This window comes from Tessaracoccus sp. OH4464_COT-324 (genome assembly GCF_003932855.1).
GTDB lineage: Bacteria > Actinomycetota > Actinomycetes > Propionibacteriales > Propionibacteriaceae > Arachnia.
This window is the reverse complement of sequence record NZ_RQYZ01000001.1, coordinates 272,354-298,399: the sequence shown is the minus strand read 5'-3', so window position 1 is coordinate 298,399 and position 26,046 is coordinate 272,354. Positions and strand designations below refer to the sequence as shown.

26 protein-coding genes are annotated in these 26,046 nt (G+C 64.3%); 1 reads left to right on the top strand and 25 read right to left on the bottom strand.

The annotated features are described in order from the left end of the window. From EII42_RS01450 to hisI, 22 genes are all read right to left on the bottom strand, one after another. Complete coding sequence (locus EII42_RS01450) at positions 1 to 525, bottom strand: adenine phosphoribosyltransferase (protein WP_125170318.1); 525 nt, start codon at positions 523 to 525, stop codon at positions 1 to 3. Beyond that, complete coding sequence (gene secF, locus EII42_RS01445) at positions 522 to 1,637, bottom strand: protein translocase subunit SecF (protein WP_125170317.1); 1,116 nt, start codon at positions 1,635 to 1,637, stop codon at positions 522 to 524. The genes EII42_RS01450 and secF overlap by 4 nt, the downstream gene beginning before the upstream one ends. 1 nt (position 1,638) lies before the next feature. Next, on the bottom strand, positions 1,639 to 3,180 hold the full coding sequence (secD, locus tag EII42_RS01440; RefSeq protein WP_199729759.1) for a protein translocase subunit SecD: 1,542 nt from the start codon (positions 3,178 to 3,180) through the stop codon (positions 1,639 to 1,641). A gap of 25 nt (positions 3,181 to 3,205) precedes the next feature. Beyond that, positions 3,206 to 3,562 (bottom strand): preprotein translocase subunit YajC, encoded by a 357-nt coding sequence (yajC, locus tag EII42_RS01435; protein WP_125170316.1) that lies wholly within the window; start codon positions 3,560 to 3,562, stop codon positions 3,206 to 3,208. Between the two features lie 84 nt (positions 3,563 to 3,646). After that, positions 3,647 to 4,675, bottom strand: a complete 1,029-nt coding sequence (gene ruvB, locus EII42_RS01430) for a Holliday junction branch migration DNA helicase RuvB (protein WP_125170315.1) — start codon at positions 4,673 to 4,675, stop codon at positions 3,647 to 3,649. After that, the gene (gene ruvA, locus EII42_RS01425) at positions 4,672 to 5,277 is read right to left on the bottom strand and encodes a Holliday junction branch migration protein RuvA (RefSeq protein WP_125170314.1); all 606 of its coding nucleotides are present in this window, start codon (positions 5,275 to 5,277) and stop codon (positions 4,672 to 4,674) included. The genes ruvB and ruvA overlap by 4 nt, the downstream gene beginning before the upstream one ends. After that, a complete protein-coding gene (gene ruvC, locus EII42_RS01420; RefSeq protein ID WP_370318081.1) occupies positions 5,274 to 5,804 on the bottom strand; it encodes a crossover junction endodeoxyribonuclease RuvC in 531 nt (176 codons plus the stop codon). The genes ruvA and ruvC overlap by 4 nt, the downstream gene beginning before the upstream one ends. Continuing rightward, positions 5,801 to 6,574, bottom strand: a complete 774-nt coding sequence (locus tag EII42_RS01415; protein WP_125170312.1) for a YebC/PmpR family DNA-binding transcriptional regulator — start codon at positions 6,572 to 6,574, stop codon at positions 5,801 to 5,803. The genes ruvC and EII42_RS01415 overlap by 4 nt, the downstream gene beginning before the upstream one ends. A gap of 70 nt (positions 6,575 to 6,644) precedes the next feature. After that, positions 6,645 to 7,418, bottom strand: coding sequence for a hypothetical protein (locus tag EII42_RS01410; protein ID WP_125170311.1), 774 nt, complete (start codon positions 7,416 to 7,418; stop codon positions 6,645 to 6,647). Next, positions 7,415 to 8,923, bottom strand: coding sequence for a lactate racemase domain-containing protein (locus EII42_RS01405; RefSeq protein ID WP_125170310.1), 1,509 nt, complete (start codon positions 8,921 to 8,923; stop codon positions 7,415 to 7,417). Before EII42_RS01405 ends, EII42_RS01410 begins: the two co-directional genes overlap by 4 nt. 11 nt (positions 8,924 to 8,934) lie before the next feature. Then, positions 8,935 to 11,274, bottom strand: coding sequence for an HAD-IB family hydrolase (locus tag EII42_RS01400; protein ID WP_125170309.1), 2,340 nt, complete (start codon positions 11,272 to 11,274; stop codon positions 8,935 to 8,937). Further along, positions 11,267 to 12,001, bottom strand: coding sequence for a bifunctional 1-(5-phosphoribosyl)-5-((5-phosphoribosylamino)methylideneamino)imidazole-4-carboxamide isomerase/phosphoribosylanthranilate isomerase PriA (gene priA / locus EII42_RS01395; protein WP_125170308.1), 735 nt, complete (start codon positions 11,999 to 12,001; stop codon positions 11,267 to 11,269). Before priA ends, EII42_RS01400 begins: the two co-directional genes overlap by 8 nt. A gap of 55 nt (positions 12,002 to 12,056) precedes the next feature. Next, the gene (hisH, locus tag EII42_RS01390; protein ID WP_233558218.1) at positions 12,057 to 12,659 is read right to left on the bottom strand and encodes an imidazole glycerol phosphate synthase subunit HisH; all 603 of its coding nucleotides are present in this window, start codon (positions 12,657 to 12,659) and stop codon (positions 12,057 to 12,059) included. Then, positions 12,656 to 13,264 carry an imidazoleglycerol-phosphate dehydratase HisB gene (gene hisB, locus EII42_RS01385; protein ID WP_125170307.1) on the bottom strand — a complete coding sequence of 203 codons (609 nt, stop codon included), beginning with the start codon at positions 13,262 to 13,264 and terminating at the stop codon, positions 12,656 to 12,658. The genes hisH and hisB overlap by 4 nt, the downstream gene beginning before the upstream one ends. Before the next feature lie 2 nt (positions 13,265 to 13,266). Continuing rightward, the gene (locus EII42_RS01380) at positions 13,267 to 14,331 is read right to left on the bottom strand and encodes a histidinol-phosphate transaminase (protein WP_125170306.1); all 1,065 of its coding nucleotides are present in this window, start codon (positions 14,329 to 14,331) and stop codon (positions 13,267 to 13,269) included. Beyond that, positions 14,328 to 15,623, bottom strand: a complete 1,296-nt coding sequence (hisD, locus tag EII42_RS01375; RefSeq protein ID WP_125170305.1) for a histidinol dehydrogenase — start codon at positions 15,621 to 15,623, stop codon at positions 14,328 to 14,330. Before hisD ends, EII42_RS01380 begins: the two co-directional genes overlap by 4 nt. An 11-nt stretch (positions 15,624 to 15,634) precedes the next feature. Next, complete coding sequence (locus EII42_RS01370; protein WP_125170304.1) at positions 15,635 to 16,177, bottom strand: hypothetical protein; 543 nt, start codon at positions 16,175 to 16,177, stop codon at positions 15,635 to 15,637. Continuing rightward, positions 16,174 to 19,692 (bottom strand): DNA polymerase III subunit alpha, encoded by a 3,519-nt coding sequence (dnaE, locus tag EII42_RS01365; protein ID WP_125170303.1) that lies wholly within the window; start codon positions 19,690 to 19,692, stop codon positions 16,174 to 16,176. The genes EII42_RS01370 and dnaE overlap by 4 nt, the downstream gene beginning before the upstream one ends. Before the next feature lie 51 nt (positions 19,693 to 19,743). Further along, positions 19,744 to 20,286, bottom strand: coding sequence for an SCO family protein (locus tag EII42_RS01360; RefSeq protein ID WP_158676355.1), 543 nt, complete (start codon positions 20,284 to 20,286; stop codon positions 19,744 to 19,746). Between the two features lie 68 nt (positions 20,287 to 20,354). After that, positions 20,355 to 20,561, bottom strand: coding sequence for an HGxxPAAW family protein (locus EII42_RS12850; RefSeq protein WP_158676354.1), 207 nt, complete (start codon positions 20,559 to 20,561; stop codon positions 20,355 to 20,357). A gap of 96 nt (positions 20,562 to 20,657) precedes the next feature. After that, positions 20,658 to 21,410, bottom strand: coding sequence for a cytochrome b5 domain-containing protein (locus EII42_RS01355; protein WP_125170301.1), 753 nt, complete (start codon positions 21,408 to 21,410; stop codon positions 20,658 to 20,660). A gap of 21 nt (positions 21,411 to 21,431) precedes the next feature. Then, positions 21,432 to 21,779 carry a phosphoribosyl-AMP cyclohydrolase gene (hisI, locus tag EII42_RS01350; RefSeq protein ID WP_125170300.1) on the bottom strand — a complete coding sequence of 116 codons (348 nt, stop codon included), beginning with the start codon at positions 21,777 to 21,779 and terminating at the stop codon, positions 21,432 to 21,434. Between the two features lie 96 nt (positions 21,780 to 21,875). Here hisI and EII42_RS01345 point away from each other — a divergent pair, with 96 nt between their 5' ends. After that, positions 21,876 to 22,475 (top strand): maleylpyruvate isomerase family mycothiol-dependent enzyme, encoded by a 600-nt coding sequence (locus EII42_RS01345; RefSeq protein ID WP_125170299.1) that lies wholly within the window; start codon positions 21,876 to 21,878, stop codon positions 22,473 to 22,475. A gap of 208 nt (positions 22,476 to 22,683) precedes the next feature. On the opposite strand, the gene gatB is transcribed toward EII42_RS01345, so the two are convergent. Genes gatB through gatC form a run of 3 tightly spaced genes read right to left on the bottom strand, consistent with a single transcriptional unit; the run spans position 22,684 to position 25,938 of the window. Further along, positions 22,684 to 24,159 (bottom strand): Asp-tRNA(Asn)/Glu-tRNA(Gln) amidotransferase subunit GatB, encoded by a 1,476-nt coding sequence (gatB, locus tag EII42_RS01340; protein ID WP_125170298.1) that lies wholly within the window; start codon positions 24,157 to 24,159, stop codon positions 22,684 to 22,686. Position 24,160: 1 nt separating this feature from the next. After that, positions 24,161 to 25,645, bottom strand: coding sequence for an Asp-tRNA(Asn)/Glu-tRNA(Gln) amidotransferase subunit GatA (gene gatA, locus EII42_RS01335; RefSeq protein ID WP_125170297.1), 1,485 nt, complete (start codon positions 25,643 to 25,645; stop codon positions 24,161 to 24,163). Next, positions 25,645 to 25,938 carry an Asp-tRNA(Asn)/Glu-tRNA(Gln) amidotransferase subunit GatC gene (gene gatC / locus EII42_RS01330; RefSeq protein ID WP_125170296.1) on the bottom strand — a complete coding sequence of 98 codons (294 nt, stop codon included), beginning with the start codon at positions 25,936 to 25,938 and terminating at the stop codon, positions 25,645 to 25,647. The genes gatA and gatC overlap by 1 nt, the downstream gene beginning before the upstream one ends. Positions 25,939 to 26,046 lie beyond the last annotated feature (108 nt).

The following is a 26,046-nucleotide window of genomic DNA, read 5'->3' as shown; positions in this document are numbered from 1 at the left end:
TCAGCAGTAAACCAAGGAAGTCAGCCGGGTAATGCCATTCGCCGCGAGATTCTTCCTTCCGCCCAGGAAGCCGAGTTCGAGAAGGACCCCCACATGCACCAGTTCGGCCCCCAGTTGCTTCAACAGGCCTGCAGTGGCCACGACTGTGCCACCCGTGGCGAGGACATCATCAATCACCAGGACTCGGGCTCCGGCCCGAATCGCGTTACGGTGCACGGTCAGCGTCTCAGAGCCGTATTCCAAGTCGAAGGACTGCGAGTAAACATCCCCCGGCAGCTTGCCGGGTTTGCGAACCGGGACGAACGCTGCCCCCAATTGAAGGGCAACAGGGGCCGCCAAGATGAAGCCTCGTGCCTCCATCCCGACGACCGCGTCCACACCTTCCGGGGCCGCCGCAGTCAGCTGATCCACTGCAAGCTGGAAGTGCTTCGGCGACCCAAGCAGAGGCGTAATATCCTTGAAGACAACGCCCGGCTTGGGGAAGTCGACGACGTCGCGGATCAGCCCACCAAGGTCCTCGTTCACTTCTTGCCCTTGCGCTGTGCCCTGGTGGTGTGCGTGCGACGCTGCTGCCGTTCGAAACGAACCGGTTCCTCCGCCGCGGTGGACGCGGCCACAGTGACCGGTTCAGAAGAACCACGGGCACTGTCCGCCGTCGCACGCTTCATCCGACGCTCGATGTGCTTGCGATGCTCTACCATGGCCGATGTCCGCTCCTTGAGCCAGGCCAGCAGCGGCGTCGCGATGAAGATCGACGAGAATGCGCCCGCGACCATTCCGACCAGCAGCGCCAGGCCGAGGTCCTTCAGCGGGTTGGACTGACCGATGACTCCGGCGAGGAACATGGCCAATACCGGCAGCACGCCGATCACGGTCGTGTTGATCGAACGCACGAGCACCTGGTTGATCGCCAGGTTCGCCTGCTGGGAATAGGTCTTCTTCGTGTCGGTCAGCCCGCGCGTGTTCTCCTTGGTTTTGTCGAAGACCACCACGGTGTCGTAGAGAGAGTATGCGAGGATGGTGAGCAAACCGATGAGCGTTGATGGCGTCACGGTGAAACCGACTAGCGCATAAACGCCGAGGGTGATCAGCATGTCATGACCCAGCGCGACGATGGCCGCCACGGCCATGCGCCAGTCGCGGAAGTAGAGGGCGATCATGGCCATCACCAGCACCAGGAAGACACCAACGGCCAGCGCCGCGTCCCGGGAGATCTTCTGTCCCCAGGATCCACCGATAGTGTTGTAAGTGACATCGTCTGGCTTCGCGCCCACCGCCTCAGCGATGTCGGCACGGGTCTGCGCAACCTCGGCGGAATTCAGGGAGCGGGTTTGCACCCGAATCGCGTTGTCGCCGATCGAAAAGACCTGGGCGTCGAGTTCTTTCACCTCGAAGCTCTGCTCTGCCGCCCTACGCACCTGCTCGACGGTGCTCGCCTGAACCGCAGTCGGCACCTGGAAATCAGTACCTCCCCGGAACTCGATGCCCAGCGTGAGTTGCTTAAAGGCCAGGACCAACGCCGCCAGGACCATGACAGCGCCGGTGATGAGGAACCACTTCTTGCGGTTGCCCATGAAGTCATAGCTGAGCTGTCCGGTGTAAAGCCGGTGGGCGATGCTGCCTTTGGCTTCCGCCATTTCAGGCCTCCTTCTGCTGGACACGGCGGCCGAGCAGCCGCTGGCGGCTGACACCCATGTGATCGGCGCTCAAGCCAGACAACGGGTGCCCTTCACCGAAGAACTTGGTACGGCCAAGCACGCTGACCAACGGCTTGGTGAAGAAGAAAACGACCGCGAGGTCGATCAAGGTCGTCAGGCCCAGCGCGAAAGCGAAGCCCTGAACACCACCGACCGCGAGAATGTAAAGCACCGCGGCGGACAACAACGAGACACAGTCCGCGATGAGGATGGTGCCCCGGGCCTTCTTCCACCCGGTCTCCATCGCCCGACGAAGGCTACTGCCCTCGCGCACCTCGTCGCGGATTCGCTCAAAGTAGATGATGAAGGAGTCTGCGGTGACTGCGATACCGACGATGGCGCCCGCGATCGCGGCTAGGCTCAGCGTGAAGCCCACCGCGGATCCCAACAGCACCATGGATGCGTAGGTGGTTCCGGCCGCGACGAGCAGCGACCCGATCACGACAAGGCCCAGTCCGCGGTAGTAGGCCAGGGCGTAGATGGCGACCACGAGCAGACCCAGCAGACCCGCAATCAAGCCAACCCGCAACTGCTCGCCACCAAGAGTCGGCGAGACGCTCTCCACCTGAGAGGGCTCAAAGTCGAGCGGCAACGAACCGAAGCGCAGCACGTTGGCCAGCTGGTTCGCTTCCTCCGGGGTAAACGAGCCGGTGATCTGCGCGGTGCCATTGGTGATGGCGCTCTGCACCCGAGGGAAAGAACGAACCTTGCCATCGAGCACGATCGCAAACATGTTGGTGGGCTCCGGGTTGCTCACCAAGCGGGTGGTGGTTTCAGCGAACCGGCTCGCGCCCTCCGAGTTGAAGGTGAGATCCACCGCCCAGCTGAGCGTGCCGCTGGGAATGTCCGCGCGGGCATTTGTCACCGACTTGCCCTGGACAGCGACTGGGCCGAGCAACAGCTTCTGGGTGCCCGAAACGTCGCAGACGATCTGGGCCTGATCAAGCGCACGCTCGTAGGGATCGCCGCAGACGAAGTCGTTGAACTTCTGCTGCGCGTCAGCCGTGGGCTGGTAGGCCAACACGTCGGAGACCGCCAGCAGAGTCCCTTGCCCGCCCTCAGGCCGGGGCAGCGGGTCCAGCTCTTCCTTCTTCTCATCGCTCGGCACCGCCGGAGCGACGCTGAGGACGGGCCTGAACTCAAGCTGAGCGGTGGCACCAACCAACTCGACCAGATCATCGCGGGTCACGTTGGGCGCAGACACGACGATGTTGCGGTCACCCATCGTGGTGACGGAAGCCTCACCCACACCCATGCCGTCGACACGTTGCTGGATGATCGCCACCGCCAATTCCATTGACTCCGGGGTGACAGTGGCGTTCGTTGCGGTCAAAGTGATGGTCATGCCGCCCTGAAGATCCAGGCCCAGCTTGGGTGCCCACGTTCTCGTTCCAGCCATGATGGCGAACAACAGGGCGATGAATACGCAGAGGCTGATCAGGACAGCGCCCGGCCTCCCGTGGTTAGCAGATCTCGTAGCCATACTTAACTCTTATATTGACGTGGTCTCAGCGCTCTTCGGATTCCTGCGCCGTGCTGGCAGCCTGATCGGAATCAGCTTCCTCCACGGCCTCGGCCTCGTCAGCGAACTCGAACTCTTCCTCATCCGGCGCGATCACGCGCGCGATCGCGCCCTTAACCAGGGTCACCTCGCAGCCAGGGGCCAGCTCGACGATCAGCTGCTTCTCTCCGACGTGCGAGACGGTGGCAAACAGACCGCTGTGCAGCATGACGCGCACCCCGGGCTCAAGCTGCGAATGCAGCTCCGCAGCGGCCTTGGCCTGCTTCTTCTGAGCGCGCATTCCGAAGAACAGCAAAAGGGCAAGGAACAGACCCATGAGGACCAGCAAGTCGATAGGCGGCATTCGCGGTACTTTCTGACGTGTGCGGAGGCCTGAAGCACAGGCCACCGCTCAGGATAGCCCAAGCTGACTGGAATCCCCCAGCCGTCAGCGCTCGAACAGGGTTTCGCTCAATCCTTGCGGAACTTTCAGCCCAAGGTGCTGGTATCCGGCCGGCAACGCCACGCGCCCACGCGGGGTGCGCATCATGAATCCCTCGCGGATCAGGAAGGGCTCCGCAACCTCAGCGACGGTGTCCACCTCCTCACCGACCGCGAGGGCCAGCGTCGAAAGCCCGACGGGCCCGCCGCCGAACTTATTCACCAGCGCTTCCAGCACCCCTCGATCCAGCCGGTCCAGGCCCCGCTCATCCACCTCGTACAGTTCAAGTGCTGCCCGTGCGACGGGACGCGCCAACACGTCGTGCCCCTTCACCTGCCCGTAGTCGCGGACCCTGCGCAACAACCGGTTCGCAATCCGGGGTGTGCCTCGACTGCGCGACGCAATTTCCATCGCCGCGTCCCCAGGCAGTCGCACGCCCAGCTTCGCCGCCGAAACACCGACGATGCCGGCCAAAGCCTCGTCCGGGTAGAAATCCAGCTGCGCAGTGAACCCAAAACGGTCGCGCAACGGCCCAGGCAGCAACCCCGCGCGCGTCGTGGCGCCCACCAGGGTGAACGGGGGAAGCTCAATCGGGATGGCTGTCGCCCCCGGTCCCTTGCCGACGATCACGTCAACGCGGAAGTCTTCCATCGCCAGGTAGAGCATCTCCTCCGCAGGCTTCGACAGCCGATGGATCTCATCGATGAACAGCACCTCGTGCTCCTCCAGCCCGGACAGGATGGCTGCCAGATCCCCTGCGTGCTGAATAGCCGGGCCGGAAGTGATTCTGAGGCTCACGCCGAGCTCGTTGGCGATGATCATCGCCAACGTGGTCTTACCCAGGCCCGGAGGGCCCGACAGCAGCACGTGGTCGGGGGCCGACCCGCGGTGCCGCGCGGCATCCAACACCAACGCCAGCTGGTCCCGCACCCGGGGCTGCCCCTCGAACTCGCCCAGCAGCTTCGGACGGAGTGCGGCCTCGAACGCCCGTTCCTCGTTCTTGGCATCCGGATCCACCGGAGAATCCGCTCTCATTTCTTCGCCAATACGCTGAGAGCCGCACGCATCAACGCAGCAATCGACATGCTCGGGTCGTCCGCCACCAGCGGCGACACAGCGTCACACGCACGATCTGCTTCCTTCATGCTCCAGCCGAGCCCCTGCAGCCCGTCGGCAACCTGGGCGCGCCACGCGTCGTCGGCCGCTACTACGGGCAGCCCGGGCCCGCCGTCGCTCAACGTCAGCACCCGGTCCTTGAGCTCGATGATGATCCGCTGCGCGCCCTTCGGGCCGATCCCCGGCACCGAAGTCAGCCTACGCGCATCCTCACGCAGAATCACGTCGCGCAACTCCCCTGGAGAAAATACACTGAGCATCGCCGCCGCAACCTTGGGACCGACGCCGGACGCGGACTGCACCAGCTCGAACGCGTCGCGCTCCCCCGCCGTGCTGAAACCCCACAGGGACAGCGAGTCCTCGCGCACGATCAGCGTCGTGAAAATGGTCTGCCGCTCGCCTACCCGCACCCCGGAAGCCGTAGGCGCCGTGGTCCTGACGTGGTAGCCGACACCCTGAACGTCGACGAGCAGCGAGGTGGCCTCTGCAGAAAGCACGGTGCCAGTGAGTTGGGCGATCATCTGCTTCCTTTCGCTTTCGCTATCGCGGCCGCATACCGATTCGTTCGAGTGCCCCGCCACGCGTGGGTCACGGCAACCGCCAACGCGTCCGCCGCGTCCGCCGGCTTCGGGGGCTCCACCAACCTCAAGATACGCTGCACCATCGCCGCCACCTGGGCCTTGTCCGCGCTGCCCGAGCCCGTGACCGCAGCCTTCACCTCGCTCGGGGTGTGATACACCACGTCCAGGCCGGATCGTGCACCAACTAAAGAAGCGACGCCGGCCGCCTGCATTGTGTCCATGACGGACAGCAGGTTTTGCTGGGCAAAGACCCGCTCAATCGCCATGGCCTCCGGGCGGTACTCGGCCAGCCACTCCATCAGCCCGACCTCGATCTGCACCAGCCGCTCAGGCGTGCCCAGATCCGACGACGTGCGCAGCACGCCGACGGCGACCAGCTCGGCCCGGCCCACGGAAGCGTCGACGACCCCGATCCCACAACGAGTGAGACCGGGGTCGATGCCGATGACTCGAACCAACCGGATCAGTCTTCTTCCGCGAACTGCGCCTCGACCTCGGCGCTCAGCTCCGAGTTCGTGTAGACGTTTTGCACCTCGTCCGAATCCTCAAGCGCATCGATCAGGTTGAACACCTTGCGCGCAACCTCTGCGTCGTCGATCAACGAGTTGAAGGAAGCGACGAACTGCACCTCGGCCGAGTCGTACTCGTAACCGGCGGCCTGGACGGCCTTGCGCACCTCAACGACGTCGTTGGGATCGCTCAACACCTCCCACTTGTCGAAGGAATCCTCCACCTCCTCGACCCCGGCTTCGAGCACCGCCTCCATCACGTCGTCCTCAGTCAGCTCTGTGCCGTTGTGCATCTTCGGCAGCGTGACGACGCCCTTGCGGGAGAACAGGCGGGCCACCGACCCGACATCCGCCATCGTGCCCCCGTTGCGGGTAACGGCGACCCGCACCTCGGACGCCGAACGATTGCGATTGTCGGTCAGGCACTCGATGAGCACGGCGACCCCGCCCGGCCCGTAGGCCTCGTACATGATGGTCTCGTAGTCGGCCCCACCGGATTCGGCGCCGGAACCGCGCTTCACCGCACGGTCGATGTTGTCATTGGGTACAGACGACTTCTTGGCCTTCTGAATGGCGTCGTACAGCGTCGGGTTGCCGGCTGGATCGCCGCCGCCCGAGCGAGCCGCCACCTCGATGTTCTTGATCAGCTTCGCGAACAGTTTGCCGCGCTTGGCATCGATGACAGCCTTCTTGTGCTTGGTGGTTGCCCATTTGGAGTGACCCGCCATAGTCATCCTTTTCAGCTAGATGGCAAAGAAACGACCCAAGCCTACCGGAAACGGGCACCCCGCCCCTAGCTCAGCCCCAGATCCTGTTCTGCCCGTCGCCGTCCCTGCGCTGGCCCTGCTCCCACAATCGCCGCCACCTGGGCACCTCGGCCATCGGCTGAACACCTGTGCGGACGCGGCGCTGCTCGACCTCCCACCAGGACAGCTCGCCCTCGCCCACTAGCGCTTCGACCCGAGCCTGCACCTGGTCGGTTGCTTCTTCGATGCTCTTGCCCAGCACGCTGACCGGCGCGCCGAACCGCACCGAGACCTTCGGGCGACGCTTCAGCGGCAGCTGAAGCTTGTCGGCCAACCCATATGATCCGACGATGCCCACCGGGACGATCGACACCGAATGCTGTTTCGCCAGCTCGGCCGCAACGGTGGAGAACTCGCCCACGAGCCGACCGTCCTTCGGCTCATTCGAGGTCACTGCCACGTTGCGGCGCTTCGCCAACGCCCGAGTCAGCTGGTGCTCTCGGGGGCGAAGGCTGCGCGGCAACGCCATGCGTAGAATCTGCATGTCGTAAGCGCCGATCTCGTTTACGGCGAACACCATGGGGGTTTCCAATCCGAGCAGCGACTCTGCCCCCACCACCTCAACCTCCACCCGAGGCCAAAACAGCGCGGACAGGAAGGAGGTGCGCACGTCGCTCAGCCTGGTGCCCCTGCGGGACTTGCGCCGCTCCCCGGCACCCGCCGGAACCGCGCTCGGAAGGAACACCTGCGCCACGTCGGCGGCCAGGGTGAAGCGTTTGCGACGCCGGCCCCCACCACACGACCATTTCTTGAGCTCGCGGGTCACGACAGCTGCCCCAGCGCCAGACCAATGCCGTGCAGGAAGGTCAGCTGCGGATCGCGGCCCACCTTGTCGGACGCGATTTCGAGTGCGTCGGGCAGCGCCGTCGCAGCGCGGTGCCCGAACAGATCCGCAGTCCGTCGATCGGCTCCCACCCAGATCACGTCGCCCAACCGGCCGGCGGCCCGGGCCACCTTGTACCAGGACTGGAAGGTGGCGAGCGGATGGTCCGCGAACTGCCTGCGGTAAAGATCCAGATACCAGGGATCCACCGATGCCGCCTGCTCCGCCTCCAGCATCTCGGCCGGGTCGATGGAGCGCGGCAAGACCCGCGCGAAGAAATCACCGGCGGCGGCCTGCCTTCGGTTGGAGAAAACCGGCCTCAGCGGGTGGAATGCGACGACGACTCCACCGTCACGAACGTAGGGGCGTCCGGAGCAATGGCCCAGCCGGTCCACCAACGCGTGCTCGGCGGCGTTGATGGGTGAACCGGACAGGTCCTCGTCGAAGCTGCCTCCCCATACCGTGATCAGCGCGACATCCGCCTGCCTGGCCACCGGCACCGAGTTGGCGGCTGCCCAGACTTGGCGTGCCTCAGCGAACACAGCGTCCGGGGTTCCGCCCAGCACATCCAACACGGCGTAGTCCGCCAACGGCGCCGCCAGCCGTCGGCGCACCAGTTTGGGTGCCAACGCCTCAATCTGCCTGAGCCCGACGTAGCGCAGCTTGTCTGCGAGATTCCACTCCCACTCGCGCTTGGCCGCGAATTCGAGTCCGTGAAGCAGGCTCGGCTGACCCAGCACCGCCTGAATCGCAAAGAAATCCGTCGCGCCGTGCACAGTGGCCGCAACCCCCGCCCTGAAATCGTCCGAAGAGCCCGGGCCGATGCGCCGGAGAGTCTCGACATCAACGAGGCTGCGCACGATCGGGGAACCGTTAGAGTTGTCGCTCTGCACGCCAACCACGATCACCAGGTCGCTCTCCGCGACCCGCGCATTCAGCTGCACCTCGTGGCCCTGCACTGTGCCCACCGGGACGAGCAGAGCGCTCGTGATGTCGTGGGAGATGATCATCCCGTCCGGTTGGAAGCTGCTGGCAACCCGATCGCCCAAGGTGCGGGTCACGTCGTAAGCGCTCCATCTCTTCTTCAGCCCGGAGCCGACCACAATCATGACGTCATCGACACAGCGCCTAGCGGCCAGCTCCAGCAGCCGCTCGACGATCGCGCGACGAACGTCGAACCGCGCACGCGGATAGGGACGGCCATCGTCGAGGACCGCGATGGTGAGCTTGGTCTCCGGCCGCAGCCGTTCGACGAGGGCCTCGCCGGAGATCGGTGCGCTGATCGCGGACTCGATCAGGCGCGAGGGATCACTCGACGCTGTCGCCTCCGCCGGGTAGACCACTTGAGTGCCCTCCGGCATCCTCTGGAGCCAGAACCGCTGGCCGGATGCTCCCAGCAGCGCCGGGGTGCGGGTGTCAACGTCTATCACAAAACCGGGCCTGGTCATCAGGATCCTTTCTAGGCCTTTGGCTTCTTCCAGCGGGGAATTGGGCTCATCGCTGGCCAGTCGACGATTGACCAGCCACGCTGCTTGGCAGCACGCATGAGACCGATGTCGGGGCTGACCGCGACCGGGTAGCCCACCGTGAGCAGCATCGGCAGATCAACATGCGAGTCCGCGTAGGCGTAGGACTGGCTGAGATCTATGCCGTGCAGCGAAGCGAAATGTCTGAGCCACGCAGACCTCGACTCGCCCACCATCGGCGGCCCTGACAGGAATCCGGTGCAGCGGCCGCGCTCATCAACCGCGAGGTCGGCGGCGATGATGGTGTCGAATAGGCCCTCGAACGGCCGCGTCAAAGGACGGATCACCCCGGTGATGAGCACCGTCGTGTGCCCAGCACTACGGTGCTCGCGCACCCGACGGATGGCCTCCGGCGACATCCGATCCAGGATCAGGGGCGCCAGACGCTCGTCGACGTACTGTTCGAGTCGCGCCAGATCCGCGCCTGCGTACCTGCGGTAGATGGAGCGCAGAAAAACGCCACGATCTCGTCGCTCCGCCCCCAAATAGGTAGGTAGCGAAGCAACGATCCTCGCCAACTCACCCACCCGGGCCATCGGGTGCAGCTCCGGCATCTTGGCCCACAGGTAGGTCTCGACGACGTTCGTCGCCATCACCGTACCGTCCAAATCAAAGGCGGCGAGCACTGGCTCGGCCGTCGGCTTGAGCTCTCGGAATGTCGTCACTCGGTTGGCGCGGCGTTTCCGCCTCGCCTCCAGCCGGCGCACCGGGTCTGTGATCGCTGGCACGTGAACCTCTTGCAGGTAGTGCGTCCAGTCGTAGCCCGCGGAATCGAATCCGAAGCGCTGCTTGTCATCGGGGTGCAGTGAATTGTGCAATGCCAGGGTGCGGTCGTCCACGAAATGCACCTCAGACTGCAGGTACTCCCCGTAGATGCGCAGGTAACGCTCCAGGAAGCTGAGCTGACCACGGGCCTTGTCGATGGCGCTGGCCCAGCGACGCACCCGCTTGCTGCGTGGTGCGAAACTCAGTGCCCGGTCGGCCAACCTCGTCGCGAGGTTGCCGGCCCACAGCATCCGCTCCACCGGTTCCAGCCCCGGGAAACGCCAGGTGGCCAGCGGGGTGGACGAGGTGCCCTCGTTGTAGGGGTGGGAGGCGAAGTACGTTCGCACGTGGTGGTAGACGTCGCGGAAGGTCAGCGGGTTGCGCGCCCCCGACGAGCAGTGGTAGAACTCCGCACGCCCCACCTCCGGCTGCGTGGCGCACACGGCCACGATCGCGTTCACCACGTAGTCACACGGAATGATGTCCAGCACCGCGTCCGGGGACGCGGGAAACTCCGGCAGCTGCCCGCGACCGTAGGCCAGGATGATGGGGTCGGCCATCTTGAAGCCCTCGACCCAACCCGGGTGCGGATAGGTGAGCGAGGACTCCACGATGGCTGGGCGCACGATCGAGACGCGGATGTCGCGACACAAATCAGTGACCACCCGCTCCCCCATCGCCTTCGCGAAGGTGTACACGTCCGTCCACCCCAGAGAACGGGCCCGCTCGGTGCCCGCCTGGATGAGCTCCTCCTTGACCCACTCCTGGCGCCGGCGTTCCGTGTCCTGGGAGGTTGTGAGGTAGCCCGCCTGCCGGTGCTCCGCCTCGGCCTGCTTGCGCAGGATCGCGAGCTGCTCGGAGGATCGGGAGCGCGCCTCGACGTGCTCGGCCATCTGCAGCGCGGCCCTGGTCTCCTCTCGGTAGTCGACGTCGTGCGGGTGGCTGGCCTCCGGGATGGCGCCCCGTCGGCGCCCGGCCGTGTACGCCGTCGAGATGTGCACGTAGTGGCCGATCCGCTCCAGCTCGCCGCCGGGGCCCCGCATCGATTCGAGATACCGCTCGATCAGCGCCGTGGTGCCGATCACGTTGGTCTTGAAGGCTTGGTCGATCGGGGGATCGAAGGAGACGTCACCGGCGCAATGAACCAGCACGTCAATGTCCCGCGGCAGCTCGGGCACGTTGGGCAGATCCCCCGCGATGACCTCGACGCGCTCCGCCATCAGATCGGCCACCGAACCGGCACCAGTCACGATGCTACGGAAGATGGGCTTCTTCAGCAGCTGGGCCACCCGATCCTCCGCGGTCAGCGACCCCTTGGGACGCACCAGCACGGCCGTCTTCGTCTCGGGGCAGTCGTTGAGGAATGCCCACAGCATCTGCTCGCCGATGAAACCGGTGACGCCGGTCATGGCGATTTTCTTGCCCGCCAGAAGGTCGCGCAACTTGCCGTCAAGCAGCTGCGGCGCGTGCACCTGCGCAACACCGAACGCGTCGGCTGGTCTAGCCATCAGTCACCCCACAAATCTCCAAGGCTTCGCGAATATCAATCTCCCCCACGTACAGCGCAGTCCCGACGATGGCCCCCTCGATCCCCGAATCGACCCGATCGCGCAGCGCCCGCAGGTGATCCAGGGAAGCGATCCCGCCGGACGCCACAACCTTCTTACCGCTCAGCCTCGCTACCTCGGCCAACAACTCGTAATTGGGTCCGGACAGGGTGCCGTCCTGGGTTACGTCGGTGACGACGAAGCGCTCGCAACCCTCGGATACCAGTCGCTCCACCACAGGCTCCCAGCTTCCTGCCTCAGCGGTCCAACCTCGGGTGGCCAACCGGTCGCCCCGCACGTCCAGGGCAATCGCGATCCGCTCGCCGTGCTTCGCCAGCACCTCGGCACACCACTCCGGGCGTTCCAGCGCCGCCGTGCCGATGTTGACCCGGTCACACCCCGTGGCCAGAGCGCGATCCAGACTGGTGTCGTCGCGGATACCGCCCGTCAACTCCACGCGCAGGCCACACTCCTGCACGATGCGCGCAATCGTCTCCGCATTGTTTCCCCTCCCGAAGGCAGCATCGAGGTCCACCAGATGCAGCCAGCGCGCGCCTGCCTCGGCCCATCTGAGAGCTGCGGCGAGCGGATCGCCGAATGTCTTTTCGGATCCAGCAATCCCCTGGACCAATTGAACCGCCCGGCCGTCGACCACATCGACGGCTGGCAGCAACTCAAGAGTTTTCACAAACGCAAAGCCTATCCGAGTCGTCGCCAATAGAAAGCCCCAAACAAGGACAGCATCAGATCAGCCGCAACCAGTTCTCCAGCAGTTGGAGCCCCGCCTGGCCACTCTTCTCCGGGTGGAACTGGGTTGAAGCCACCCCAGCGTGTTCAACGGCCGCAACGAAGCGCACTCCATCGTGGGTTGCATACGCGGCTCCCATCACCCCTTGCTGCACGGCATATGAGTGCACGAAGTAGAAACGCTCCCCGCCCAACCCATCGAACAGCTGGGAAGATTGGTTGGCGTCCACAATATTCCAACCCATGTGGGGGACCCGGCGGGCGACCAGCTTACTGACGACGCCGTCGAACAGGCCGACTCCCGGCGTCGGGGTGCCGTTTTCCAGGCCGCTCGTGAACAGGACCTGATGCCCGACACAGATACCGAACAGAGGCCGCTGCTTGGCGACCCACCCGCGGATGTAGTCGACACCTCCGACCTGATTCAGGTTGCGCATGCACTCGGAAAAGGCGCCCACCCCGGGCACCACCAGCGCCTCGCAGGTGCCCAGTTCCTCCAGCCGGCTCGAAACCAAAACCTGCGCACCAACGTGCTCGAATGCCTTGGCGGCGGAGTGCAAGTTTCCGGAGCCGTAGTCGAGAATGCCGATCCTCTTCACAGCGAGCCCTTCGTGCTGGGGACGCCCGCCGCTCTGTCATCGAGCTCTACGGCCGCGCGCAGCGCACGCGCCAAGGCCTTGAACTGGGCCTCAACGATGTGGTGCGGATCCCGGCCGGAACGAAGCGTCACATGTAGGCACAGGCCCGCGTTCAGGGCCAGCGATTCGAAGACGTGCTGCGTCATCGACCCGGCATACGCGACGCCAGAGCCGCCGATCAGCGCGTAGGCCTGGCCTTCAGGCTCCCCCGAACAGCGCACGTAGGGCCGGCCAGCGACATCGACCACGACCTCGGCGACGGCCTCATCAAGGGGCACCACGGCGTGTCCGTAGCGTCGAATGCCCGATTTGTCGCCCAAAGCCTCAGCAATCGCCTGGCCCAAAACGATCGCGGTGTCCTCTATGGTGTGATGCCCGTCGACGTGCAGGTCGCCTTCTGCGGCGACCGTGATGTCGATCGCGGAGTGCTTGGCCAGAGCGACCAGCATGTGGTCGTAGAACCCGACTCCGGTGAAGACGTTCGCTTCACCGGTGCCGTCGAGGTTCACCTTCACTTTGATAGTTGACTCGCCGGTACTGCGGGACTTCGTAGCGATACGCGCCATGCTCATTCCTTTACTGGGTCGATGTCGTCGAGTGCGCCGCGCAGGGCAGCCATCTCATCGGGTGTTCCTGCCGAGGCGCGCAGAAAGCCGTCGGGTCCGGTCTCCCGGATGAGCACCCCCCGGTCCAGCAGGCCCTGCCAGACCCGATGCCGATCCGGGAATCTGCCGAACAGCGTGAAGTTGGCTTCGGATGGAAGTACCCGGTATCCGCGTTCCAGGAGCCACCCCTCGAAAGCGCGCGCCTCGGCCGCGAGCTGCGCCACCCGGGCGAGCATCTCGTCGGCATGCTTGAGCGCGACAAGGGCTATGGTCTGCGTCTGGGCGCTGAGGTGATATGGCAGGCGGATGATGCGGCAGGCGTCCACTATCTCCCGGCTGGCCGCCAAGTAGCCGACCCGTCCACCGGCCAACGCGAATGCCTTGCTCAGTGTGCGGCTCACGACAAGGTTCGGATGCTTGCTCAGCAGTTGCACCGCGCTTGGTTTCGATGAGAACTCTTGATAGGCCTCGTCCACCACGATCAGGGAATCGGTGCCTGCGAGGATCTCCTCGAGCACGTCAAGCTCGATACCGGTGCCGGTCGGGTTGTTCGGTCTGGCGAGGATGGTCAGCGTCGGCTCGTGCTCGGCAATCCCCGCCAACACCAACTCGGCATCGACGGTGTGGTCCCCCCGGCGCGGCACGCTCACGTACTCCGTCAACGTGTTTCGCGCATACTCGGGATACATGGAGTAGGTGGGCTGGAAGGTGAGCAGCCGTCGGCCCGGGCCGCCGAAGGCCTGGCAGAGTTGCTGCATGATCTCGTTCGATCCGTTGGCCGCCCACACCTGCTCCGCAGACAGTCCGCAACCCAGATACTCGGCGAGCGCGGCCCGCAATTCCAGCGCCTCGCGGTCGGGGTAGCGGTTCAGCCTGCTCGCGAGCTGCTCGATCGCCGCACCCATCTCCCGCGCAACCGTCGCGCTGGGCGGGTACGGATTCTCGTTCACGTTAAGCACAACCGGCACATCCAGCTGCGGCGCCCCGTAGGGCCGCTGCCCAACTAGATCGGCGCGCAGGCCAATCATGCTCGCCTCCGCACGGTGATCGCTGCGGCGTGGCCGGGCAGGTGCTCGGCCAGGGCAAAACGCTCCACGTCGTCGGCGATCTCCGCCAGCGCTTCCCGGGTGTAGTCGATCACATGGATGCTGCGCATGAAGCTGCGCACCGTCAGCCCGGAGGAATGACAGCTGCACCCGGCCGTGGGCAGGACGTGCGTGGAACCGGCCGAGTAGTCCCCCAACGAAACCGGAGCATAATTGCCGACGAAGATCGCTCCCGCGTTGGTGATGCGTTGCGCCACTTGGGCGGCATCGGCGGTCTGGATCTCCAGGTGCTCGGCCGCATAAGCATCCGCCACCTCCACAGCCTGGTCGAGGTCGCGCACGAGCACAATCGCAGACTGCACTCCGGAGAGCGCCGTGGTGATCCGCTCGGCGTGCTGCTGGCCGGGCACCTGACGGGACAGTTCCGCCTGCACGGCCGCGGCTAGGGGCTCCGAGTCCGTGATGAGCACCGACGCCGCCAGCGGGTCGTGCTCCGCCTGTGAGATCAGATCTGCAGCCACATAGGCCGGGTTGGCGGTTTCGTCGGCGATGATTGCGATTTCAGTCGGTCCGGCCTCCGAATCGATCCCGACGAGTCCGCGCACCAGACGCTTGGCCGCCACGACGTAGATGTTGCCCGGCCCGGTAACCAGATCCACCTTCCGGCAAAGCCCGGGGACGCCGTGGGCGAACATACCGATCGCCTGGGCTCCGCCGACCGCGTAAACCTCCGAGACCCCCAGCAGGCGCGCGAGCGCCAGAACATTCGGATGCGGCAACCCGCCGAACTCTTTCTGCGGCGGCGAGGCGAGCGCGATCGAGCGCACCCCCGCCACCTGAGCCGGAACCACGTTCATGATCACAGAAGACGCCAGCGGCGCGAGCCCACCCGGAACGTACAGCCCGACACGGTTCACCGGGACAGTGCGCAAACCCACGCGGGCGCCGGGCGCCAATTCTGTCGCGGTCGTGGCTGTGTCCAGTTCAAGAGCTTGGGCCACCTGCCTGCGCCGCGCGATCGCCACCTCGAAACTGCGCCTCAGCTGTGGTTCGAGCCTCACCAATGATTCGGCGAGCGTCGGCGCTGGAACGCGCAGGTGTTCGGGGCGCACCCCGTCGAACCTTTCAGCCAGGTCAATCAGCGCTTCCGCGCCTCGCGCCATGACGTCTTCAATGATGGGGCGCACCACGCCCAGTGCGCTGTCCACATCAACCTGGGCTCGGGGCAGGCGATATTCGCCCGACACCGATCGGAGATTCTCTATTCGAAGCACAACCCGGAAGTCTACCCGCCCGGCTCTTCGTCCCCCTCCACGTCCACGTAGCGCTCCGGTAGAAAAGCAGCCAGCAGCATGACCGGCGTGATCGCGCCGAAGGGCCCAGCCGCAAGCGCACTCATCGCCCGCAGTTCAAGGTCCATCTGGATCAGGTCTCCGGCGCTGGCCGTGGCGATGCGTTCGGTGAGACCGGCACCGCCAATCAGCTCCCCGAGTTGCCAGGCCACGATTGTGAGGCAGCTTGCCCCGAGAACCGCCAACGCCACCAGCAGGCGTCCGCTCTTGGAAAACCACGCCCAGGCGAGAAGACCCAGCAGCAGACCGAAGCTGGCGGTGATGATCGTGAATGCCGCGTCCCCGCCGATGATCTCGGCGTAACTGCGTTCGCTGAGCGTGGCCAGCAGGTTGCCACTCAGCGAATAGTAGGCCCGGGGAGCGAGCGCCGCCCACAACACACCAGCGAGAGAGCCGGAGGCCAGGCAAACCACGGCGAAAGTCACGACCCGCCACCGAATCCGGGCAAGCCCGTCCACGACAACCGGAGTGCTCATCGCATCACCCGAACCGACGTCGGGCCAAGCAGCGCCTTGAGATCCGCGAACAGCGGAGACGCCAGCTGGACGCTGTAGCGATCGTTCACGCGGTAGGTCGTCAGCCGCCGGTTCCCTCGGACCTCGACGTGTACCTCAGCGCTTCCGGGGTACGATTCGAGCACTGCCTTCAGCCGCTTGACCAGCGCCGGGGTGCACCTGGACTCGGCCAGGTTGATGATCACCGGCCCCACGGAGCCGTCAAGGTTGTAGTGGGGGGTGGAGACGTGTTTGGCCCGCATGCGCCCGCGGTCCTCGCCGCGCTCGACGGTGCCGTCAACAGCGACCAGGGCGTCGGGTTCCAACAGCGCAGACACTTGCTCGTACAGCTTCGGAAACACCGTGACCTCGATCCCGGTCGTCAGGTCTTCGAGGGTAACCGTCGCGTACACCTGGCCGTTCTTATTGACCCGGCGGTTGACGCTAGTGATCAGGCCGCACAGCGTGGCGGGACCCTCGTAAGAATCTTCCCCGACCGTTGAGGCTATCGCACGGTCGCTGTGCTCCGCGATAATGTGCTCCAGCCCGTTGAGTGGATGATCCGAGACATAAAGACCCAGCATCTCGCGCTCGAAACCGAGCTTGGTCTTTCGATCCCATTCCTCAATGGCTGGCACGACAACATGCTCCGGCTGGTCTCCGGGCTCAGCCGCAAAGCCGAACAGGTCATCCTGACCGTTGGCAGAGTTGCGTTTGATGTCGATGATGGAGTCCACCGCCGCCTCAAAAATAGAGATCAGCGCCCGTCGAGTGTGACCGAGTTCGTCGAAAGCGCCCGCCCGGATCAGCGACTCCACGACCCGCTTCGAGCACATCAGCAGCGGTGCCTTGTCGAGAAAGTCATTGAAATCCTTGGCCGGGCCGAGCTTGTCTCGCTCCTCGATCCAGGCGGACACCACCTTGTCGCCCACGTTTCGAATGGCTCCCAAACCAAATCGAATGTCCTTCCCGACAGGAGTGAACGCGATCTCCGACGAGTTGATATCGGGAAGGAGCACATGGATTCCCATGTGTCGGCATTCGGCCAAGTAGATCGAGAGCTTGTCCTTGTCGTCGCGCACGGACTGCAGGAGCGCGGCCATGTACTCCGTTGGATAGTGCGCCTTGAGATAGGCGGTCCAGTAGGACACCAACCCGTAAGCCGCGGAATGTGACTTGTTGAAGGCGTAGTCGGAAAACGGCACGAGGATCTCCCACAGGGTACGCACCGCGTCGGCGCTGTAACCGCGCTCCGTCATGCCTGAGCTGAAGGTGGCGAACTGCTTGTCTAGTTCTTCCTTCTTCTTCTTGCCCATAGCCCGGCGAAGCATGTCGGCTCCACCCAAGGTGTAGCCCGCGACGCGTTGGGCGATCGCCATCACCTGCTCCTGGTAGACGATCAGGCCGTAGGTCTCGTCGAGAATGTCCGCCAGCGGTTCTGCCAACTCCGGGTGGATGGGCTCGACCTCCTCCTTGCCCGTCTTCCTGCGCGCGTATTTGTTGTGGGAGTCCGCGCCCATCGGGCCTGGTCGATAGAGGGCCACCACTGCGGAGATATCCGAGAAGGAGTCGGGCTGCATCGAGCGCAGCAGGGCACGCATCGGGCCACCGTCGAGCTGAAACACCCCGAGTGTTTCCCCTGTGGCCAACAGCTCATACGTCTGTTTGTCGTCCAGCGCCAAGTTCTCCAGATCGACGTCTATCCCTTGGTTTCGCTTGATGTTGTCCACAGCGTCGCCGAGGATGGTCAGGTTCCGCAGGCCCAGGAAATCCATCTTTATCAGGCCAAGAGATTCGCACCCCGGGTAGTCGAACTGCGTGATGATCGCCCCGTCGCTCTCCCGCTTCATGAGTGGAATGATGTCGATCAACGGCGACCGTGACATGATCACCCCGGCCGCGTGCACACCCCACTGGCGCTTCAACCCTTCGAGCCCCATCGCGGTGTCCACGACGGTTTTCACGTCGGCGTTCGAGTTGTACAGCTCGCGGAACTCGTTTCCCTCCGCGAATCGCTTGTGATCCGGGTCGAACAGCTGAGGCAGCGGAACGCCTTTGCCCATGACATCCGGGGGCATCGCCTTCGTGATCTGCTCCCCCACAGAGAAGGGCATGTCGAGCACGCGAGCGGCGTCCTTGACCGCTGCTTTGGCTTTGATGGAACCGTAGGTCACGATCTGCGCCACGTTCTCCTGGCCATACTTGCGCGTCACGTACTCAATTACTTCCCCGCGACGTCGATCGTCGAAGTCGATATCGAAGTCGGGCATTGAGACCCGCTCCGGGTTCAGAAAGCGCTCGAAGAACAGTCCGTGCTCAATCGGATCCAGATCCGTGATCCGCAACGCGTACGCGCACATTGAGCCTGCACCAGATCCGCGGCCTGGCCCAACCCAGATTCCGTTGTCTTTAGCCCAGTTGATGAAGTCGGCAACCACAAGGAAGTATCCGTTGAAGCCCATCTGCGAGATGATGCTCGACTCGAAGTCGGCGCGCTCCTGCACTTCCGCTGGGATGCCCCCTGGGTAGCGGTACTCGAGGCCGCGCTGCACCTCCCGATGGAACCAGGTTTCCTCAGTCTCCCCATCGGGTACAGGGAACTTGGGCATGTACACGCCCATGCCCTCTTCGAAGCTCGTCTCGATGCGCTCCGCAATGGCCAGTGTGTTATCACAGGCCTCGGGCAACTCGCTAAACAGGGAGTGCATCTCCTCGGGAGACTTCAGGTAGTAACCAGATCCGTCGAACTTGAATCGATCGTTTTGGGCCTTTCGGGCTCCGGCGGAAACGCACAGCAGCGTGTCGTGGGCGTCTGCATCGTGGGCATGCACATAGTGCAGATCGTTCGTCGCCACCAGAGGTAGGTCCAGATCGCGCGCTATCCGCAGCAGATCCTTGCGTACCCGGTTTTCGATGCTCAGACCATGGTCCATCAACTCGACGTAAAAGTTTCCGACGCCGAAGATGTCGCGGAACTCGGCCGCCGATGCCAGCGCGTTGTCATACTGGCCCAAGCGCAGGAAGGTCTGTACCTCGCCCGACGGGCAGCCAGTGGTACCGATCAGGCCTTTGCCGTATTCGTTGAGCAGCTCGCGATCCGCCCGAGGCTTGTAGAAGAAGCCTTCCAGAGAACTGCGCGTCGAAAGCCGGAACAGGTTGTGCATCCCTTCACGGTTCAGTGCCCACATGGTCATGTGGGTGTAGGCCCCTTTGGAGGCCACGTCGTCGCCTGTACCATCGCCAAACTGCACCCGCTTGCGCTCGCTGCGGTGCGTGCGCGGTGTCAGGTAGGCTTCCAGGCCAATGATCGGTTTGACGTTGTAGTTCTTGCTGGTCTTGTAGAACTCGTAGGCGCCGAACAGGTTGCCGTGGTCGGTCACCGCTAGCGCGGGCATCCCCATCCGCTCTGCGTTCTCGAACAGATCCTTGACCCTGGCCGCCCCGTCGAGCATTGAGAACTCGGTGTGGCAGTGCAGGTGCACAAACTGTTTACCCACGACTTCCTCCCTATCGGTCGTCGCCTCACTCTAGCGTTTCCTGGACACGGCTCAGCCGATGAGCCGGGCGTAGTCCTCCCGCAGCGCCCCAATCTGCAGGCCGGGTGTGCTCCACACGACGTGCACTGCCCGATCCGGGCCGATACCGAGGATCTGGGTCGAGTGGTCTACCTCGTACCCACCGCTGGGGAGTTGTTTGCCCTGCTCAATCGACACTTTGAGTTCCGCACCGACCCGCTTAATCACTTCCAGGTCTCCCGTCAGACCCACGAAAGCTTCGTCGACCCGCTCCAGATATACCTTCAACGCGTCGGGGGTGTCCCGGGCCGGATCGGTGGTGATCAGGACGGGCGTGATCTCTCTCATCTGCTCCGGGCTCAACCTCCGCCGCGCAACAGCCATGTCCGCCATTATCCCGGGGCAGACGTCTGGGCAGTTCAGGTAGCCGAAGAAGAGGGCGACAACCTTCGTATCCCAGCCGGTACGAAGGTTGTGTGCCCGACCAAACTGGTCAGTCAACTCGACGTCGGGCAGCTGCCAACCGTCCGCGAGATATGTGCCGTGGAAGCCATCGTCGCTGGCGCGAACAACCACGTCCTCCCGACGGGAGCACGCGGCAAGAAACGCGAGCGAACCAGCGGCGAGTAACTGCCGCCGACCTATCACGGCTGGCCCAGGCCCATCGCCTTCATCACCAGTGTGACAACGGCAGACAGCGCGATGATGGCCGCGCCTACCCACACCACCAGCCAGGAGGGACCCATAAAAATTCCTACGGTGACCGCGAGGAAACCGACAACGGCGATGACCGTTCCCGTCCAAGCAGCGGGGCTCTGGCCGTGATGGTAGTAACGAGCTTGACGCGCCATCGTGAACCTTTCGTCGAGTACCAGCCGCAAGAATACCCGAGGAATGGCCGGGTTGGCACAATCTCTGGGGCCACTCAGCGAAACGAACTGGGGTGGTCAACGCTTCAGAACACCGATGCGGAATCGATCCAGTGCGGATCGCGGAATCTGCTGGCCACCATGTTTGCTCTGGAAGTCCGCAGTGGCGTCAGTGCCGCACAAGTTGGAGATGGCGCGCCGCCCGCCAGGATGCTCACCTCCCCAGGCGCTGAGATCGTAAACCTGGTCACCGACGATGGCCCAACAGTCCTCCGGGCTGGCGTGTTGGGCGACCTGATCCAACGTGAAACCACCCTGCTGACCGGTTTCGGGCGCACCCGAGGAGGATGATGAGGCAGGCTCTGTGCTCCCGGTCGGCGTTGGAACCTGGCTCTTGCCCAGCACAGAACCCCACGTGGCCTCGGCCCCGCTGTGTCCCACGTAGGCTGCCATGACGACGGTTCCCAGTGCCAGCACCGAAGACAGCGCTGCGCCGACATGCCTGCCGAAACTCTCGCCGCGTCGGGCCCACAGCAGCCAGCCGCCCGCCACCGAGGCGAACCCGGTGACTACCCAGGCGAGAGCGGAACCCCATGCCGCGTGAGCTTCTGGGCCACCGCCTGTGAGCGCGACCAGCCTTTGGCCGGAGATCCTAGCCAACCAAGTCGATGCGGTAGCCGCAACGAGGAGGCCGATGACAAGCACGCCAAAGGAACGGCGCCATCTTGGGACCACCGAGAGCGCAATGATGCCCAGGGCCGCCAACGGCAGCAGAACCACGGGAAGATGCACGAAGAACGGGTGGGCGGGAAGCCCTGCGAAAGTCTCCATCTCGCCAGTTTAGGGAAGCGTTCAATTGTCGGCCACAACCAGGCTGTCGTCCTTCAGTGAAACCTCCCGGAAAAAGCAGCTACGCGCACCCGTGTGACAGGCCGCTCCCGTCTGCCTGACCAGCAACAGCAGAGCATCGCCATCGCAGTCGAGTCGAACGGCAACCACCTCCTGCGTGTTTTTCGAAGTGGCACCCTTCACCCAATATTCCTGTCGGCTGCGCGACCAGTAAGTTGCCCGACGCGTCGCCAGAGTCCGGCGCAGGCTCTCCTCGTTCATCCAAGCCAGCATGAGGACTTCGCCGGTGTCCACGTCCTGTGCGATCGCGGGGGCCAGACCTGCCGCATCGTATTTCACTCGCATGCGCATATTCTGCCGCCGTTACCGGATCGGGGCCGACCCGTTTCTGCCGTGCCCAGCCCGCCAGGCTCAAGGCACCCGACCAACGATCGGTAAGCTGAGCGTATGACATTGTCCCGCGAGCTGCGTACACAGCTGATAGCCGCCATGCGCGAAGCCGGCCCCCTAGCCCAGACCGCCTGCAGCGGTTGGCGAGTACAGGATCTAGCCGCTCACCTCTGGGTGCGGGAGCACCGGCTGCGCGCGTTGCCTGGCATCGGCTGCCCGCGGTTTGCAGGGCTGACCGCGCGCCTCCAGCAGGAGGCGCTGCATGGCCTGGGGTTCGAAGCCCTGTTGGAGGACCTACGCCGTCCGGCCGGTGTGTTGCGCGTCCTCGACAAAGTGGTGAACCCTGCCGAGTACTACATCCACCTGGAGGATGTGCTGCGCCCGCAGGGGCGTCGTGCGGCTTTGACGCCGCAGCAGGCGCAAGTCCTTCGGATTCCGATGCTGCTGTTGGCCAAGCGAACGCAGCGGTCAACGGGCGTGCGTCTGGTCGTTACCCCAGCTGGAGGACACAGCCGCAACCTGGGATCGGGACAGCAGGTGGTCTACGTCGAGGGGCCAACCCAGGAGCTGCTGCTGCACTTCTCCGGCCGAGAATCCGACGTGCTCGTCACCGCAGAAGACCCGGAGAAGTACCTGGCCAACGTCAAAGGGCTCTAGGGACTGCGGTGGGGACCGCCCCAACTGCTGCACCCCGGAACGGACACAACGAACCCTCGCTACCCTCCCGGCACATCCACCGCAGGGCCGGACGGTGAAAGCCCAATCCCGGTCCCGTTACCGCGACTGCGCTCCGACAGGCAACTTCGAAACCAGCCCCGACCCGGGCGGGCGGGAACAAGCACCCGCCCCGCCCGCACCAGCCGAGCTACGTGAGCTTATCGAGAATGAGTTCGCGCACCTTGGCGGCGTCGGCCTGGCCACGCATGGCTTTCATGACCTGTCCGATGAGCGCGCCAGCAGCCGCAACCTTGCCAGCGCGTATCTTCTCTGCCACATCCGGATTGGCCGCGATCACGTCGTCCACGGCGGCCGAAAGGGCCCCGGTATCGCTGACCACAACCAGCCCACGTCGTTCGACGACCTCGGCGGGCTCGCCTTCACCGGCTAGGACACCGTCGATCACCTGTCGCGCGAGTTTGTCGGTGACTTTGCCTTCGTCGACGAGCCGCTGCACATCCGCCACCTGTTCGGGAGTGATGGCCAGCAAGTCGAGCTCAACACCCGCCTCATTCGCGCGCCGCGCGAGCTCCGAGACCCACCACTTGCGTGCGCTCGCGGGGGAAGCTCCAGCCGCGACGGTGGCCTCCACCAAATCCAGGGCTCCGGCGGAAACGATCCCAGTGAAGTCGATGTCGCTGAACCCCCAGGTCTTCTGCAGTCTGGCCCGGCGCTTCGCGGGCGGCTCGGGGAGAGTCGCACGCAGCTGCTCAACCCACTCGGTGCTCGGCGCCACCGGCATCAAATCGGGCTCCGCGAAGTAGCGGTAGTCGTCGGCGTCAGACTTCGGTCTGCCGGAACTGGTGGTTCCGGTGGACTCATCGAAGTGCCGCGTTTCCTGCACGACGCTCCTCCCCTCGGCCAGCAAATCTGCCTGGCGCACGATCTCGTGCCGCACCGCGCGTTCGATCGAGCGCAACGAGTTCACGTTCTTCGTCTCGGTACGCGTGCCGAGCCTGCCGGATCCCTTAGGGGAGACAGAAACGTTGGCATCACAACGCAGCGACCCCTGCTCCATACGGGCGTCCGAAATGCCTAGCACTTTAACCAGTTCGCGGAGGTGGGCGACGTAGGATCGAGCAACGCCGGGTGCCTTCGCCCCCGCGCCTACGATGGGGCGCGTAACGATTTCGATCAACGGCACGCCTGCACGGTTGTAGTCGAGCAACGAATAATCCGAGCCGTGGATTCGTCCGCTGCTGCCCGCATGCGTCGACTTGCCTGCGTCCTCCTCCATGTGGGCACGCTCGATCTCCACTCGGAAGGTCTCGCCGTCCACTTCGACGTCGACATGCCCGTTGGCGCAGATCGGTTCGTCGTACTGGCTGGTTTGGAAGTTCTTCGTCATATCCGGGTAGAAGTAGTTCTTCCTGGACATCCGGGAGTAGGGGGCTATCTCACAGTTGAGTGCCAGCCCCAACCGAATGGCGGACTCCACAGCCTTTCCGTTGATGCTGGGCAGCGCCCCGGGAAGCCCAAGGCACACCGGGCACGTGTTGGTGTTTGGCTCAGCGCCAAAAACGTTGGCGCAACCGCAGAACATCTTGGTTGCGGTGTTCAACTCGACATGCACTTCGAGACCGATCGCGGGGTCGAAGCTCTCTAGCGCTTCCGCGAAATTCATCTCAGATCTCCCTCTCGAAACGCTCGGTGGATGCCGCAAGCTCCCGCGTGAACCCCAGCTCGCGCTCCAGACAACCACCCACTCGGTAAAGCAGGGCGTCGCCCATGACGGGCGCCACCACCTGAATGCCCACCGGCAGGCCCTCGCTCAGTCCGATGGGAAAGGATGCGGAGGCGTTGCCGGCCAGGTTGGACGGGATCGTGCACAGGTCCGCCAAGTACATGGACAACGGATCCGCTGTGCGCTCGCCCAGCTTGAAGGCGACGTTCGGCGTTGTCGGGGATACGAGCACATCACACCGGGCGAAGGCTTCCTTGAAGTCCTCGACGATCAACGTGCGTACCTTTTGAGCGGCTCCGTAGTACTGGTCAGCATACCCGGCGGACAGCGCATAGGTGCCGATGATGATGCGACGCTTCGCTTCACGTCCAAATCCGGCCGCACGGCTCAGGCTCATCACTTCCTCCGCGGAGCGCCTACCGTCGTCACCTTCACGCAGGCCGTAGCGCATTCCATCGAAGCGGGCGAGATTGCTGCTCAACTCCGCGGGCTGAATCAGGTAGTAGGCCGCCATCGCGTAGCGAAAACGCGGGCAGGAAACGTTGACGATCTCTGCACCCAGACGTTGCATCGCGGCCACCGCTTCGTCGAAGCGGTCGAGCACGCCGGGGTCGTATCCCTCACCCCGGAACTCCTCAACGATGCCGATCCGTATGCCCGTCAGCGACGTGGATTGAGCAGCCTCAGCAAGATCGCTGATGTCGAATTCGAGGCTGGTGGCGTCCATGGCGTCGTAGCCGCCGATGACCTGTTGCAGAAGCGCGGCGTCGTGTGCGTTTCGAGCACACGGACCGGGCTGGTCCAGCGAGGAGGCCATCGCAACGCAGCCGTAACGGGACACTCCCCCGTAGGTTGGCTTGACGCCCACCGTACCTGTGACCGCAGCCGGCTGCCGGATAGAGCCACCGGTGTCCGACCCAATTGCCAGCGGAACCAAACCCGCCGCCACGGCTGCCGAGGAACCGCCGCCAGAGCCGCCCGGCACGCGCTCGATGTCCCAAGGGTTGCGCGTCGGCCCGAAGTGGGAGGTCTCCGTCGAGGACCCCATGGCGAACTCGTCCATGTTGGTCTTGCCCACGACGATCAGCCCGGCTTCACGAAGTCGGGAGACGACCGTCGCATCGTATGCGGGCAGCCACCCCTGCAACATGCGAGAACCACATGTGGTTGGCATGTCCGTGGTGCAGAAGTTGTCCTTGACGCCGACGGGTACCCCAGCGAGCGGCCCGAGCCGTTCCCCTGCCGCCAGCCTGGCGTCCACGCGCGCGGCCTGCGACAGCGCACCCGCCCTGTCGACGTGGATGAAGGCGTTCAGCCTGGGGTTGAACCGAGCTATTCGGTCCAAAAAGTACGTGGTCACGGCGACGCTGGTGGTTTCGCCGGAGGCGATCATCTGCCCAAGCTGGGCGGCGGTTGCAGTGTGCATCAGTCCTCGCTCAAGATGGCTGGTACGCGGAAGCGGCCGTCCTCAACCGCAGGCGCGGCGCTCAGGGCCTGGGCCTGGGTCAGGCTGGGCCGCACAACGTCGTCACGGAAGACGTTGGTTCGCTCCACCGCATGCGTCGTGAGCACCACCTCAGAGCGAGCAACCTCACCCACCGCCGCCATCGATTCCAGGATCACGTCGATCTCCGGGGCAAGCTCGGCACACTCGTCGGGGCTCAACTGAATCCGCGCGAGCCCGGCGAGCCGCGCGACGTCCTCAGGCGTAACAGCCATCGCACTCCTTTGCTAGCAAACTGCACCACATCTTAGAGGCATTCGCCGGAGTACCAATTGACAAGTCCTTGGTTACCTATTTTAATCGAGCGTTAGGTAAGCATTGCC